The 15,148-nt window shown below is 57.1% G+C and carries 13 protein-coding genes; 6 read left to right on the top strand and 7 right to left on the bottom strand.

Annotation, left to right across the window (positions count from 1 at the left end; translation table 11 throughout):
- The first annotated feature begins 8 nt into the window (after positions 1-8).
- Positions 9-956: a siderophore ABC transporter substrate-binding protein gene (locus AC1RKG_RS08415; protein ID WP_493182709.1), complete on the top strand. Its 948-nt coding sequence runs from the start codon at positions 9-11 to the stop codon at positions 954-956.
- A 50-nt stretch (positions 957-1,006) separates the two neighbouring features.
- Here the strand turns inward: AC1RKG_RS08415 and AC1RKG_RS08410 are convergent, their stop codons facing one another.
- Entirely contained in the window at positions 1,007-1,795 is a 789-nt protein-coding gene (locus AC1RKG_RS08410) for an ABC transporter ATP-binding protein (RefSeq protein WP_493182707.1), read from the bottom strand.
- Positions 1,792-2,874 carry a FecCD family ABC transporter permease gene (locus tag AC1RKG_RS08405; RefSeq protein WP_020827754.1) on the bottom strand — a complete coding sequence of 361 codons (1,083 nt, stop codon included), beginning with the start codon at positions 2,872-2,874 and terminating at the stop codon, positions 1,792-1,794. Before AC1RKG_RS08405 ends, AC1RKG_RS08410 begins: the two co-directional genes overlap by 4 nt.
- Before the next feature lie 352 nt (positions 2,875-3,226).
- Here AC1RKG_RS08405 and AC1RKG_RS08400 point away from each other — a divergent pair, with 352 nt between their 5' ends.
- A complete protein-coding gene (locus AC1RKG_RS08400; RefSeq protein WP_142814834.1) occupies positions 3,227-4,324 on the top strand; it encodes a GGDEF domain-containing protein in 1,098 nt (365 codons plus the stop codon).
- A gap of 55 nt (positions 4,325-4,379) precedes the next feature.
- Here the strand turns inward: AC1RKG_RS08400 and AC1RKG_RS08395 are convergent, their stop codons facing one another.
- Both AC1RKG_RS08395 and yieE read right to left on the bottom strand, forming a co-directional pair.
- On the bottom strand, positions 4,380-5,858 hold the full coding sequence (locus AC1RKG_RS08395; protein WP_041414759.1) for an amino acid permease: 1,479 nt from the start codon (positions 5,856-5,858) through the stop codon (positions 4,380-4,382).
- A gap of 200 nt (positions 5,859-6,058) precedes the next feature.
- Positions 6,059-6,931 carry a DNA-binding transcriptional regulator YeiE gene (yieE, locus tag AC1RKG_RS08390; RefSeq protein ID WP_041415520.1) on the bottom strand — a complete coding sequence of 291 codons (873 nt, stop codon included), beginning with the start codon at positions 6,929-6,931 and terminating at the stop codon, positions 6,059-6,061.
- Positions 6,932-7,192: 261 nt separating this feature from the next.
- Between yieE and AC1RKG_RS08385 the strand changes: the two genes are divergently transcribed.
- Both AC1RKG_RS08385 and nfo read left to right on the top strand, forming a co-directional pair.
- Entirely contained in the window at positions 7,193-8,281 is a 1,089-nt protein-coding gene (locus AC1RKG_RS08385; RefSeq protein WP_493182705.1) for a YeiH family protein, read from the top strand.
- A 103-nt stretch (positions 8,282-8,384) separates the two neighbouring features.
- Positions 8,385-9,224, top strand: a complete 840-nt coding sequence (nfo, locus tag AC1RKG_RS08380) for a deoxyribonuclease IV (RefSeq protein WP_493182703.1) — start codon at positions 8,385-8,387, stop codon at positions 9,222-9,224.
- Positions 9,225-9,280: 56 nt separating this feature from the next.
- Here the strand turns inward: nfo and fruA are convergent, their stop codons facing one another.
- Genes fruA through fruB form a run of 3 tightly spaced genes read right to left on the bottom strand, consistent with a single transcriptional unit; the run spans position 9,281 to position 13,055 of the window.
- Positions 9,281-10,972: a PTS fructose transporter subunit IIBC gene (gene fruA, locus AC1RKG_RS08375; protein ID WP_414161250.1), complete on the bottom strand. Its 1,692-nt coding sequence runs from the start codon at positions 10,970-10,972 to the stop codon at positions 9,281-9,283.
- Between the two features lie 11 nt (positions 10,973-10,983).
- On the bottom strand, positions 10,984-11,925 hold the full coding sequence (gene fruK, locus AC1RKG_RS08370) for a 1-phosphofructokinase (protein WP_012145945.1): 942 nt from the start codon (positions 11,923-11,925) through the stop codon (positions 10,984-10,986).
- The gene (gene fruB, locus AC1RKG_RS08365; protein ID WP_493182701.1) at positions 11,922-13,055 is read right to left on the bottom strand and encodes a fused PTS fructose transporter subunit IIA/HPr protein; all 1,134 of its coding nucleotides are present in this window, start codon (positions 13,053-13,055) and stop codon (positions 11,922-11,924) included. The genes fruK and fruB overlap by 4 nt, the downstream gene beginning before the upstream one ends.
- 247 nt (positions 13,056-13,302) lie before the next feature.
- Here fruB and AC1RKG_RS08360 point away from each other — a divergent pair, with 247 nt between their 5' ends.
- Both AC1RKG_RS08360 and AC1RKG_RS08355 read left to right on the top strand, forming a co-directional pair.
- Positions 13,303-13,725: a nucleotide triphosphate diphosphatase NUDT15 gene (locus AC1RKG_RS08360; protein WP_187961681.1), complete on the top strand. Its 423-nt coding sequence runs from the start codon at positions 13,303-13,305 to the stop codon at positions 13,723-13,725.
- A gap of 259 nt (positions 13,726-13,984) precedes the next feature.
- Positions 13,985-15,145 (top strand): NapC/NirT family cytochrome c, encoded by a 1,161-nt coding sequence (locus AC1RKG_RS08355; protein WP_020827764.1) that lies wholly within the window; start codon positions 13,985-13,987, stop codon positions 15,143-15,145.
- The last annotated feature ends 3 nt before the right edge of the window (positions 15,146-15,148 follow it).

The following is a 15,148-nucleotide window of genomic DNA, read 5'->3' as shown; positions in this document are numbered from 1 at the left end:
AAGCCACAATGACATTACGCCGCTCCCCTATGGTTCTCGCCCTGCTGGCCTGTATCGCGCTGGCCGGCTGTAACGGCAAGGTTCGCACACCGGCCGCGGATGCCCCTGCGACCGTCAGTTTTCAACATCTGAACGGCACCACCGAAGTGAAAAAGCACCCACAGCGCGTAGTGGTGCTGGACTATGCTTCGCTGGAAACATTGCAGTTGCTGGGCGTAGAGCCGCTGGCACTGCCGGGCAACCGCACCATGCTACCGGACAGCCTGAAACAGTACCAAAATGCCAAATACCTCAATGCCGGGACCCTGTTTGAGCCGGATATGGCCACGCTACGCGCTGCCAAACCGGATCTGATCCTGATCGCCGGTCGTTCCTCCAAGGCCTATGCCGAACTCAGCGGCATTGCGCCGACGTTAAATATGGCAATCGATCCGCAGGATCAACTGGGCAGCCTGAAACAGCGCACCCTGCAACTGGGTGAGCTATTCGATAAACAGCCGCAGGCTCAGGCTGCAGTAGACAAACTGGACGCCGCGATTGCAGCGATCAAACCGCAGGTGGCCAAAGCCGGGCGTGGCCTGGTGGTGTTGTTCTCCGGCGGGAAAATCAGCGCCTACGCGCCCAAGAGCCGCTTCAGCTTTACCTATGACGCCCTCGGGTTCCAGTCTGCGCTGCAGAGCGACAACGCCGATGTCCGCGGCAATAAACTCACCCCGGAACAAGTGGCTCAGTTGAACCCGGACTGGCTGTTCATTATCGATCGCGATGCAGCCACCGGTCGTCCGAACGCGGTAGCTCCGCAGAAGATCCTCACTACCACGGCGTTGAAAAATACCGTAGCGGTCAAGAAAGGTCAGGTGGTTTATCTGCCGGCGGCTGAGGTCTATCTTTCCGGCGGCATCATCACCAGCCAGCATATCGTCGAACGCGTCGCCGAGGCGCTGAACAAGAAGTAATAAAAAACCCGGCGCTGTGAAGTGCCGGGTTTTTTGCTATCCACCAGGGATCAAATAGACGGTTGGTTCACCAATCCGTCAATCAGCACCTGCGGCGTTCCCTGCGAGCAACGCTCAATGCGCCCACGAACGCCATACACCCGCGCCAGACTCTGCGGCGTGATCACCTCTTCCGGCGCACCGTCGGCAATCAATTCGCCATCCTGCAGCATCAGCACGTGATCGCCATGACGCAGCGCTATATTGATGTCATGCACCACCACCACCGTGATGATATTGCGTTTGCGCGTCTCTTTGCGTACCAAATCCATCACGTGGAACTGATAGTTAAGATCGAGCGCGCTCAGCGGTTCATCCAGCAGCAGCAACGAAGGCTGACGGATCAGCGACTGCGCCAACCCCACCAACTGTTTCTGTCCGCCGGAAAGCTGATCGAGATAGCTCAGCGCCAGGTGGGCAATGCCAAGCTGCTCCAGCAGCGCCATTACCTCGGCCTCGCTGCCGGCATTGCTGCGGCCGCCCGAAGCGCGTTGCGCCACGATGATCGATTCCAGCACGTGCAGATGCACACCGGCTGGCAATGACTGTGGCAAATACACCACCTTCTCCGCACGGCGGGCGAATGGCATCTGCATCAAATCGATGTCGTCCATCCACAGTTTCCCCTGTGCAGGGTTTAAACCCGCCAGCGAGCGCAGCAGCGTTGACTTACCGCTGCCGTTCGGCCCCAGCAGCACGGTGATTTGCCCGCGTGGCAGCATCGGAACCGCCAGGTTGCTGATAACCTGACGCTTGGGGTAGCCAGCGGAGAAGCCTTCAATACGCAATCCCTGATTCATACATTCCCCCGATGACGCAGAATAATGCTCAGGAAGAACGGCACGCCCACCAGGGAGGTAACGATGCCCACCGGAATGATAATGCCCGGGATCAGGTTTTTCGACGCCACGGAGGCCATCGACAGTACCAGCGCGCCAATCAACGCACTGGCCGGCAGATAGAAACGGTGATCTTCACCGAAGATCATTCGGGCGATGTGCGGCGCCACCAGACCGATAAAACCGATAGGCCCAACAAAGGCCACCGCCAGCGCGGAAAGAATGCTGATGCGCAACAGGGTCGTCAGGCGCAGACGGCGCACGTCGATACCGAAGCTCACTGCCCGATCTTCCCCCAAACGCAGCGCGGTCAACTTCCACGAGCTCATCATCGACAATGGCAGCAGCACGACGAATACGCCGAGCAAAATGCCCAGTTTGTCCCACGAAGCCCGCGCCAGGCTGCCCATAGTCCAGAACACCAGCCCCTGCAGCGTGTCTTCGCTGGCAATAAACTGCATCATGGAAACCAGGGCGTTAAAGGTGAACACCAGCGCGATGCCGAACAGCACCACGCCAGAGGTGGCCACCCGTGTCCAACGCGTAATGCCGTCCAACATCAATGCGGCGAACAGGGCGAAAATAAACGCGTTAGCGGAAATAAACCATTGATCGGGGATGCCCGGAACGCCAATCCCCAACACGATAGCCAGCGCCGCACCGAAAGCCGCGGCAGAAGAGACGCCGAGGGTAAAGGGGCTGGCCAGTGGGTTGTTGAGGATGGTCTGCATTTCTGCACCGGCCAGGCCAAGCGCAAAGCCCACCACCACCGCCATCAAGGCGTAAGGCAGGCGGATATCCCAGACGATAACCCGCGTGCCGGCGTCGGCCGCCGCAGGATCAATCAGGGTTTGCCACAGGGAAGACAAAGAGAGCCCGGATGGGCCCATGGTAAAATCCAGCAGCAGCGAACCCATAATCGCCAGTGCCAACACCCCCATCATCAATAAACGGTGGCGGAGAATATGGTGATAACGCCCCATGGCGTTGACGTCGGGTTTACCCTTGGCGTCAGGCATAGGATCGGTGGATACGCTCATTATTTCGGATACCTGTTACGACAATGACCACAGCGGCGCGGAAACGGCCGCCTGAACGGAATAAGCAGCCGCTAACAATAAAGCAAACGATAATACTTATCAATCATATCAATAGCTATTACCTGCCATATAAAGATGTAACACTTTATTTTATAACGTTATTAACCGACCCCTTGCCATACCCTCGCCGCAGTGCCCAGGGTTAACAATTCCGAAAATATCGCCCCACTCTGCACAGCTGTGACAAATTGCAATAAAACCACATAGAATCCAAATCCTGACTGGTCACTGGCGCCCGCGCCGGGCCGGATATTTAGGGCCGATTTTCGGGACCCTTATCAAAGAGGCTGCAATGAGAAGTCGAACACCTGCGTTAACGCCTAAAAAACCCGCCCTGTTGCACTGGCTGGTGCAAAGCCCACGGCTGGCTGATGACGCCAAATTACAACGCCAGATGCGGCTTACCTTGGTGCCTTCTCCCGCCACGCCATGGTTGAATGCCGCCGGGGTGGCGCTGCTGCTGCTGGGCTATATCTGGCTGAGCCACAAAGCGATCGGCGTGGGTCTGTTGCTGCTGCTGTTGTTGCTAACCGGCGGACGTTGGTGGCTGGCGCGAGCCAATCCGCTCCGTTGGCCCAACGCGATGCTGGTGACGGTACTGCTGTGGTGCGCACTGGTGGGCGCTGTCGCCCTGATGGCCATGCTTTCTGGCCGCATGGTGCTCATCTTGTTTGCCGGCTTGCTGATTACCGGACTGGCCTTCTGGCTGATGCAACGCCACGCCGCAGCACCGCGTTTTGCCCTGCTGGAAATCATGGTGCTGACGCTGCCCTATTTGCTGGCCGCGCCGCTGTCACGCGTGCAAAACCTGTTTTTACTGGCGGATATCATCCCGCTGTGGCTAGTGTTGGCCCATGGGTTAACCACGTCTTATCATCGTCAGCTCGCTGAGCGCGTCACCCTGAGCGCGGAAAAACAGCAAGCCGCCCATCAGGATCATTTGACCGGTTTCCTCAACCGTGCAGGGGGTGAAGCCGTGATGCAGGATATTTGTCGTCCTTCGGCAACGGTGCATCCGCTTTCCCATCTGTTTATTTTCGACTTTACCCCGCTGGCGGCGTTGTATCAGAGCCACGGCGTGCAGATCGGCGATGACGTGCTGCGCACCATCGGCGAACGCCTGAAAATGTTGGTGCGCCCCAGTGATTTTGTCTGCCGCTATACCGGCGGCCAGTTTCTGATCCTGGTTCACGACCTGCCTTACGGTTCCGAAGGTGAATTTTTGGCACGCTTCATTCCGGCGCTGGAAGCCCCCTACGTTTTTGGCGCATTCGGTGAGGTATCGCTGCAGCTCAATACCGGCGTATTGGCGTTAACCCAGGATTATCAATCGGTTGACATTTTGATGACCGCGGCGCAGCGGGCGCTGACGGTAAAAGGGAAGGAATAGCTAGTCAGGGGATAAGGATAACGCGGCGGGCTCCCGCCGCGTTTCATACAAGACGTTAATTCACGTCCATTTTCGGGAATTCCATTTCGCTGTACTTCACGACACGGGTGCCGCGCGTCAGCTTGTAACCGAACCAAATGATCAGGAACAGCGGAATGCCGATGTAGGTCGCGGTCACGCCGTACCAGTCGATTCGATCTTGCAGGAATGCCTGATAGTTCTGACCCAACGTGATGATCAGGCACAGCACAAAGGCAAAGATCGGGCCCAGCGGGAAGAAGCCGGAACGGTAAGGTAAGTCGTTCAGGTCATGCCCCTGGATCATATAGCCACGACGGAAGCGGTAATGGCTGATGGCAATCCCCAACCAGGCAATAAAGCCGGTCATACCCGAGGTGTTCAGCAGCCACAGGTAAACCGACTGGTTGCCGAACATCGAACTCAGGAAGCACAGGCCCGCAACCACGGTCGTCGCATACAATGCATTACGTGGCACCCCGCCCTTCGACAGTTTGGCGAAGATACGCGGCGCTTTGCCTTCCGACGCCAGAGTAAACAGCATACGGGTTGAGGCGTACATCCCGGAGTTACCGGCAGACAATACCGCCGTCAGGATCACCGCGTTCATCACCGCCGCCGCCGACAGCAAACCGGCATGCTGGAACACCAGGGTGAACGGGCTGACGCTGATGTCTTTCACATCATTGCGCAGCAGGCTCGGATCGGTATAAGGAATAATCAGGCTGATAATCAGGATCGCGAAGATATAGAACAGCAGGATACGCCAGAACACCTGACGCACCGCGCGCGGGATATTTTTGCCCGGATTTTCAGATTCGCCGGCCGCGATGCCGATAAGCTCGGTACCCTGGAACGAGAAGCCGACAATCATCGCCACGCCTATCATCGCCGAGAACCCTCCGGCAAACGGCGCGTCGCCGATGGTCCAGTTCTGCCACCCCGCGTGCTCGCCCCCTTTGAGGATGCCGAAAATCATCAGCACGCCAATGGCGATAAAGATGATGACAGTGGTCACTTTGATCAGTGAGAACCAGTATTCTGCTTCGCCGAAACCCTTAACCGAAATGTAGTTCAACAGGAACATCAGGCACAGGAACAGCGCGCTCCAGATCCAACCCGGAGTATCCGGGAACCAATAGGTCATGACCAACTGCGACGCTACCAGGTCAACGGCGATGGTCACCGCCCAGTTGTACCAGTAGTTCCAACCCAGCGCGAAGCCAAAGCCTTCTTCCACATATTTGGCGCCGTAGGTGGAGAAAGAACCGGATACCGGCATAAAGGCCGCCAGTTCACCCAGGCTGGTCATCAAGAAGTACACCATCAGCCCGATCAACGCATAAGACAGCAATGCCCCGCCTGGGCCTGCCTGCGAAACGGTCGCCCCAGAGGCGACAAACAGACCGGTGCCGATAGAACCACCAATAGCAATCATGGTTAAGTGCCGCGCTTTCAGCTCGCGCCGCAATCCGGGTGCTGGTTGCCCCGATGTTTTTATATCCTGCTGAGCCATTCTTACCCTATCTGCTGGTCAAAAAAAATAAGGGCGGATTGTAACAAATACCCGCCGGCGAACTAGTAACATTGCACTGATATAAGATAGCTTCATAATTCAGGGCTAATTATTAGCAACGGCCCTCTAGGCCTTACTTACTGTCATTAATGTGACAGGGTGCAGATTTTTATGCTTCGTTTCTGCTTGCGGAGGCATTTTCAGGACGCAAGCGTGCAGTAGCTGAGAAAACGCTGCAGGGCATTGGAGATGTGCTTTTGCCGGTGATGGATCAGATAAAGCGTTCGCATCAAGGGCGGCAACGGCAGTTGCAGTTCCACCAGCGCGCCGCTGGCCAACTGTTCCCCTATCACCCGCCGCGACAGGCAACTGATACCAATGCCGTGGCGAACCGCATGTTTGATCGCTTCCGAGTTCCCCAGCTCCATCACCAGCTGAAAGTGCGGCAGATGCGCCAGTAACAGATGATCCAACACTTCACGCGTGCCCGAGCCCCGTTCACGCAGGATCCACGGCGCATTCGCCAACATCGCCAAGGTTAAAGGCTGGCCCGCCAGCGGATTGTCCGGTGCAGCGAACACCACCAGCTCATCCTCCAGCCACGGCTGGGTGACCAGCTCCGGCATATGGCAAGGGCCTTCGATCAGGCCTAAATCGACCCTAAAATCTGCGACCGCGACAATCACGTCCTGACTGTTTCCCACATTGAGCTCCAGCGGCGTGGCGGGAAAATCTTGCCGATAACGGGCAATCATCTCCGGCAACATATAGTTGCCGATGGTACTGCTGGCCGCTATACGCAGCGCACCACCGTCATGACGGAAGAGTTGCTCAATCTCTCCGGCCTGCTCCAGCAACGCCAGCGCCTTCGGGTACAGCAGCCGCCCATGCTCATTGATGACCAGACGTTTACCGACACGATCGAACAACTGCACGCCCAGCTGCCCTTCGAGGTCGGCCAGCGCCGCACTGACTGCCGATTGCGATAACGCCAGAACTACCGAGGCCTGCGTGGTCGAACCGCTTTTCAGCACTTCGGTAAAAACTTCCAATTGACGTAAGGTGATATGCATAAACTTCTCGATATACAAAAAAGCGGCCTGTCAGTAAAGCCACTGAAACTAATGCTAAATCTGCGCCACTGGCCGGCAGCAACGCACAGGGTGAATAACACTAAGGTTATCACGTTTGCAGAAATCGACATGGGGGTCACTCATGCTTCAGGCCGCAGACTAACCACTTATTCAGATAGGTTATAAATATATAATCAATTTCTCTTTTATGTCGCCAGCACGTAGTCTTTGGCTCAAGGATTTGATGACAAGGGCTGACTTATGGCGACCAATACCACACACGATTTTCCAACGCGGCAATTTCCGCTATTCGGTCTACCTCGGCTGGTGCCGGGGCTGCTGCTAACCGGTGCCATCACTGCGCTGGCGGTCTGGGTAGGTGATATTCCCTGGGTAGCCGGGCTGGGACTGGGCGCGCTGACGCTGGCGATTTTGCTCGGTATTTTAGTCGGCAATACGCTGTATCCCTGGCTACAGCCGAGCTGCCACGGCGGTGTTCAGCTCGCCAAACAGCGTTTATTGCGTCTGGGTATTATCCTTTACGGTTTTCGCCTGACGTTTCAGCAAATTGCTGACGTAGGCACCACCGGCATCATCATTGATGCATTGACCCTGAGCACCACTTTCCTGCTCGCCTGCTGGCTGGGTAAAAAAGTGTTCGGTATCGACAGCCAGACCGCGATGCTGATCGGCGCCGGCAGCAGCATTTGCGGCGCGGCGGCCGTGATGGCGACCGAGCCGGTGTTGAAAGCCGACTCCAACAAGGTGGCGGTGGCGGTAAGCACCGTGGTGGTCTTCGGTACGCTGGCGATCTTCGCTTATCCGTGGCTGTATCAGTTGAACGAGCATTTCCAGTGGCTGCCGTTTAATCAGGAAAGTTTCGGCATCTTTACCGGTTCAACCATTCATGAAGTGGCGCAGGTGGTCGCTGCCGGGCACGCTATCGGGCCGGATGCTGAAAACGCCGCGGTCATCGCCAAAATGATCCGCGTCATGATGCTGGCCCCTTTCCTGCTGCTGCTCTCAGGCTACATCAGCCGCAGCCGTAGCGCAGGAAGCACCGGTAGCCAGGCGGAAAAATCCGCGATAACCATTCCGTGGTTTGCGGTGCTGTTTATCGCCGTTGCCGGGTTGAACTCATTCGACCTGATCCCGGCGGCGCTGGTAAAACACCTGATTACCGCCGATACCTGGATGCTGGCGATGGCCATGGCGGCGCTGGGGTTGACCACCCACATCAGCGCGGTGCGCCAGGCCGGGGTTAAGCCAATCCTGCTCGCCACGCTGCTGTTCGCTTGGCTGATTGTTGGCGGCGGCGCCATTAACCTTCTGGTGCAGTATTTTATCTGATTTGCTTCCCTTCAGGCCCGCAACCGCGGGCCTGCGCTTTTCCTGCCATTCAATCCTTCCGCTATCAATGCCATAATGACGCCGATTACACAGGAGAATGAAAATGAAGTTTGTCGGTGCACATGTCAGCGCGTCAGGCGGCGTGGATCAGGCGGTTATCCGCGCGCACGAATTGGAGGCGACCGCATTCGCCCTGTTCACTAAAAATCAGCGTCAATGGAAGGCCGCCCCGCTGCCTGCCGACGTGATCGATAAGTTTAAAAGCGCCTGTGCGCAGTACGGCTACGGCCCAGGGCAGATCCTGCCGCACGACAGCTATCTGATTAACCTTGGCCACCCGGTGACCGAGGCGTTGGAAAAATCCCGCGAAGCCTTTCTTGATGAAATGCAGCGCTGCGAACAGCTGGGGCTGACCCTGCTGAACTTCCACCCAGGCAGCCACCTGTTGCAAATTGAGGAAGACAAATGCCTGGCACGCATCGCTGAATCCATCAACATGGTGCTGGACAAGACCGAGGGCGTGACGGCGGTTATCGAAAACACCGCCGGTCAGGGCAGCAATCTGGGCTTCAAATTTGAACATTTGGCGGCGATTATCGATGGCGTGGAAGACAAGAGCCGCGTCGGCGTTTGCATCGATACCTGCCACGCCTTTGCCGCCGGTTACGATTTGCGTACCGAAGAAACCTGCGAGCAGACGTTTAAAGAGCTCGGCGACATCGTGGGGTTCAAGTACCTGCGCGGCATGCACCTGAACGACGCCAAGAGCGAGTTTGGCAGCCGCGTCGACCGTCACCACAGCCTGGGTGAAGGCAAGATCGGTAAAACAGTATTCAGCTATATCATGCGTGACGATCGTTTCAACAATATCCCGCTGATCCTGGAAACCGTAAACCCGGATATCTGGGCGGAAGAGATCGCCTGGCTGAAGGCACAGCAATAATTGCCAGATAAAAAAACCGGAGCCTGAGCTCCGGTTTTTTATTGCCTGCGCCAGCGTTAAGCTACCGTAGCCGCAGGGACTTCAGCGCGTTTCAGCAGTGCGTAAGACACCCCCGCCAACAGCGTACCGGCAACGATCGCCACCAGATACAACAACACCGGTGTGATAGCGCCAGGGATCAGCAGAACGAACAACCCACCGTGCGGTGCCATCAGCTTGGCGCCGAATGCCATCGACAGTGCGCCGGTCAATGCGCCACCCGCGATGCAGCATGGCAACACGCGCATCGGATCACGGGCGGCGAACGGAATGGCGCCTTCGGAGATAAAGCACAGGCCCAACACCAGCGCTGCTTTACCGCCTTCCTGCTCGGACTTCTCGAACTTGCGACGCGCCAGTAATGTTGCCAGCCCCATCGCCAGCGGTGGCACCATACCGGCCGCCATAATGGCCGCCATAGGGGCATATACCGACGAGCTCAGCAGCGCCACACCAAAAGCGTAGGCCGCCTTGTTAACCGGACCACCCATATCGGTACACATCATGGCACCGAGGATCGCCCCCAGCAGTACCGCATTGGCGGTACCCAGTGATTGCAGCCAGTGAGTCAGGCCTTCCATAATTTTCGCTACCGGCGTACCGACGATGAAAATCATGATCAAGCCGACAATCAGGCTGGCGACCAAGGGAATGATCAGGATCGGCTTCAGCGCTTCCATACTCTGCGGCAGACGCAGTTTGGTGCTGATAAATTTGGCCACATAGCCCGCCAGGAAACCGGCAATGATACCGCCGAGGAAACCGGCGCCGGTGCTGACGGCCAGCATGCCGCCAATTAACCCTGGCGTCAGGCCCGGACGGTCAGCGATCGAGAAGGCAATAAAACCGGCCAATACCGGCACCATCAGCGCAAAGGCTGAGCCGCCGCCGATCTGCATCAACGCCGCTGCCAGCGTGCCCTTGACTTCGAATGCCTTGATACCGAACACGAACGACAGTGCGATACACAAACCACCCGCCACCACCATCGGCAGCATGTAAGACACGCCGGTCAACAGGTGACGATACGGGCCGGCGCTCTCTTTCTTCTTACCGGCGGTGGCCGGCGCACCGCTTTTTTGCGGTTGGAAAATCTCGGCTTCGGCCTGCGCCTTGTCCAGTTCCTGCGCCGTTTTTTTCAGCGCCAGGCCGGTAGAGGTACGGTACATCGGCTTGCCGGCAAACTTATCCAGATCCACTTCAATGTCCGCCGCCACGATCACCAGGTCGGCCGCCGCCACTTCTTCTGGCGTAATGGCATTGCCGGCGCCGACGGAGCCGCGGGTTTCAACTTTCACCCACCAGCCACGCTTTTTGGCTTCGCTTTCAATGGCTTCGGCCGCCATAAAGGTATGGGCCACGCCGGTCGGGCAAGCGGTGATCGCCACGATACGTTTTTGACCGGCGGCTTTAGCCGGTTCGACGGCTGCCGCGGCCGGTGCCTGATAGGCTTTCGCTTCGGCCATCGCCTGCGCCAGGAAGGCTTCCGGCTCACGCACCGCATGCGCCACGTCACCCACATAAACCCGTTTGCCGTTCAGCGCGGCGTCAGCAGGTACAGTTTGCCCTGCCACCACCACCAGTTCAGCGTCGGCGGCTGCCTCAACCAACGTCAGGCCGGTTTTCACCGCAGCAGCGCCAAGCATGCGTTTCGCCAGGTGACTACGTGCCTGCCCCAGCGAATTGTCTATCATCAGCAGTGTTTTCATTCTGCCTCCTGCTATTGATTAAAAGGTTTCAGATCGACACGCGCCATCATCGCGGCCAGCTGTGGACGGTCGGTCACGCCAACGTTGCTCTGGCTTACCGCCAGCGCAGCCACGGCGGTGGCCAAACGCAAAGTGTGTTCACTGGATTCACGCATCAGCAGGCCGTAAATCAGGCCGCCGACCATCGAGTCGCCGGCACCCACGGTGCTGACCACTTCGCAGGCCGGTGGCTTGGCAATCCAGGCGCCGGACGCGTTGACCCACAGCGCGCCTTCGGCACCGAGGGAGATAACCACGTGGGCAATGCCCTGATCGCGCAGCGCATGCGCCGCTTCGACCACGTCAGCCAGCTGCGGCAACGGACGCCCGGCCCAAATTTCCAGCTCGCGGCGATTAGGTTTCACCAACCACGGCGCCGCTTTCAAGCCGGCAACCAGGGCTTCACGGCTGCTGTCGAAAATGATGCACGGGCACTGGGCGCGCAAACGGATCATCCAGTCGGTGAAAGCGTCGGGATCGACCCCCGCCGGCAGGCTGCCGCTGACCGCGACCATGTCGAACTGGCCCAGCCAGCTCAGGGAATCGGTCACGAAACGTTCCCAGTCCTGCCCGCTGACTTCAAAACCGGAGAAATTGAAATCGGTGACTTCACCGTCTTTTTCGGTCAGTTTGACGTTAATACGAGTGCGTCCCGGCACCACCTGGAAGCGGTTGGCAATGCCCAGATCGCTGAACAGCAGTTGGAAACCGTCCTGGTTGTCTTTTCCCAGGAAGCCGCCCACCGTCACATCAATACCCAGATCCTTCAGCACCTTGGCGACGTTGATGCCTTTCCCGGCGGCGTGAAGGCCGGCGGTTTTGACCAGGTTCACTTCACCGCGCTCGATCTCCGGGCAAAAGCCCACCAGATCGTAAGCCGGATTCAAGGTAATTGTTGCTACTCTTCTGCTCATGCTGCGCCCTCGCCCAGTCCTTCGTTAATCGCTTCACCGATCGCCTTCAGCGCCGTTTCAGCATCTTCACCTTTGGCGGTAAAACGCAGGTGATGTCCTTTTTTCACGCCCAACGCCACCACCTTCATCAGGCTACGTCCGTTGGCCGGTTTGCCACTGCCATCCAGGTTAGTGACGGTAATTTCACTGCTGAATTGCTTGATCACATTGACCAGCGCCGTGCCCGGACGGGCATGCAGGCCGTGTTCGTTACGGATCACGTACTCAGCGCTCAGCGTGGTGTTTTCTTCTTCCACCTCACTGGTCAGCAATGCCAACAGGGTGACGGCATCCGCGTTCAGCAAGCGTTCAGCTTTGTTCGCCAACAGCAGATCGCTGAGGTAATTCAGCACCGCCAGCGGCTGCTGGTCGGCCACCGACAGCGTCAGCAACAGCGCAACCTGCTCGCCCTCTTCGTCAAACGGCTGCGCCGGACGGCTTACCGTAGCCGCGCTAGCCAAGTTGCCTTCGGTGCTGTCGCTCAGCCAAATGCCCTGCCCCAGATTCAGCGGCTTGCGGGTGATGACGTCGCTGACGAATTGAGCGTTAACCGCACCAATTTTCTGCAGGCGGCCCGCATTCAGCGCCTGCAGCGTCATCAGGCTGTCGGCGGCCACGTCTAGCACAATCAAGGAAGCGTCGAACTTGAATTCCGCCGTCAGCTTTTCGCCCATCAACAAGCTGCGTAACTCTTCTGCCGAGGTGGTTTTCGCCAGCTGTTCGGCTACGCTGTCGTCGCTCAGAACGTGGGTCAACTGACGCAACAGCGCCAGGTGTTCATCGGAACGTGCGGCAATGCCGATCACTACGTAAGCAGTTTGGCCTTCGCCCCACTCGATACCCTGAGGGAACTGAAACACCTGCACGCCGGTGTTCAGCACCAGATCGCGGGTATCGGTAGTGCCATGCGGGATGGCGATACCGTTCCCAAGATAAGTGGAGGTTTGCAGCTCACGCTGCAACATGCCGTCCACGTAAGGCGCGCTGACGCAGCCGGCCTTGGTCAGTGCGGCAGCCACCTGACGGATGGCTTCCTGTTTGTTACTCGCGGTAGCACCCAGGTGAATATCTTGCTGTGACAACTGGAACATGATTCTCCTCTCCTGCTGAATTGAATCGTTTCAGCTTCGTTGGGAAAAAGGAGCGTTACCGGTACGACATTATCGCGCCCATAACGCTGAAACGTTTCAAGGAGTGTGTAAGGCCCCATGAGCGAAAGCAAGTTTTCTCAATTTTGACGTGATAGATTTTTGACCTTACGCACACTTTTCCAGAAGGGTTACCCGTTGCAGCGCTAAAATGACATACTGTGCTGAAATTTTGCTGACGGAGGGAAACATGACTGTAGTGGCGGGCGTAGGCGTAATCATTGTCAATGAACAAGGGGAAATTTTGCTGGGCAAACGCTGCGGCAAGCACGCCCCCTTCTGGTCCATCCCGGGCGGGCATCTGGATGCTGGCGAAACCTTTGAACAGTGCGCACAGCGCGAGATCGCCGAAGAGACCGGGCTGATCATCGCACCACCGAGCTTTGTCGGCATCAGCAATAATCTGCAAACCTGGCGCGTCGAGGGAAAGCATACGGTTTCCATCTGTTTGCTGACGCCCCATCCTGGCGGGGAAGCCGAGCTGAAAGAACCGGAAAAATGTGCCGAATGGCGCTGGTGCCTGCCGGAAGCATTACCTGAACCGCATTTTGAAGCCAGCCGTAATGCCATTCATCTGTGGCTGACGGGCCAAACTTACCTACCGGCAAAATAGCTGTTTTCAATCACGGTTTCTCTCTCCCTTCCGTGATCTCGCTCATAGTCTGATAAATCCACATGAAAAATGCGTTATATAATCCAGAATATAACGCTGAAAAATCCCCCGAACGACCATTTTTCTTCTAAAAATACCCCTATAGTATTAGATGACTTTACCAATAGTACCTATACTTCCTCAGGTATGTCGGCGCTCGTCCGGCACTTTTTTTTGGCAAGGTTTTCCTTGGTATTTCATAATTATAAGCGGATTCAATATGACCAATAAACTCACTGGCTTGATAAAAAAGCACCGCTGGGGATGGCTGTGGATTTTGCTGCTCGGAATTATCCTCGGGGCAGCATTATTGGCGGGTACCGCCACCGTATTCCATAAAACCAGCGACACCGCCTTCTGCGTCTCCTGCCACACCATGCAACAACCGCTGGCCGAATATCAGGGCAGCGTTCACTTCCAAAATACCAAGGGCATTCGCGCTGAATGTGCCGACTGTCACGTTCCCCATGAGCCCCTCGACTACCTGTGGACCAAAATCCGCGCGGTAAAAGACATTTATGGCGAGATGGTGGGCACCATCGATACGCCTGAGAAATACGAGGCGCACAAGCTGGCCATGGCGCAGTCGGTCTGGAAAACGCTCAAAGAAAACGACTCCGCCACCTGCCGCTCTTGCCACAGCTTTGACGCAATGGACATCACCGCCCAACGGCCTGAAGCGCGTATCCAACATCCGGTGGCCATCAAACAGGGTGAAACCTGTATCGACTGCCATAAAGGGGTCGCGCATATCCTGCCGGACATGAGCGGTGCAGCCCAGGCCGGTGCCGCCGAGTTGGCGAAAGCCGCCGCTGAAACCTCGCCAACCGCCACCACGTTGTACACCATTGCCACAGAACCCTTCTTCCTCAAACCGGACGACAGCCACAATGCCGGCAACCTGATGCCATCAACCGAAGTGCAGGTGGTGAAACAGGAAGGCGACAAAGTGCTGGCCAACGTCACCGGCTGGCAGCAAGACGGTGTCGCTGAAGTGTTCTACGCCGCGCAGGGCAAACGCATCCTCAGCGTGCTGCTGGGTGAAGACGCTCGCAAACTGCTGAAAACCGGCACCACCATGACCGATGCCGAAACCGGTCTGGTATGGCATCAGGTTTCTCTGCAAGTTTGGCTGCCACGCAAACAACTGATCGACGATCAGCAAAAGATCTGGCGCTACACGGCAGATATGATGTCGGCCAACTGCACCGGTTGTCACGGCCTCACGGCCCTCGATCGCTTCAACGCCAACCAGTGGATCGGCGTAATTAAAGGTATGGCTCCACGCACTTCGCTGACGCAGGAACAGCTGCGCGTTCTGACACAGTACGTGCAGAAACACGCCAGTGACATGCAGCCAGCCGCACCAGCCAAGCTTTAAGGG

It is taken from the genome of Serratia sp. GW822-FHT06D09, from assembly GCF_058799515.1.
The sequence above is the reverse complement of the archived record's forward strand: the minus strand, read 5'-3'. Positions and strand labels throughout refer to the sequence as shown.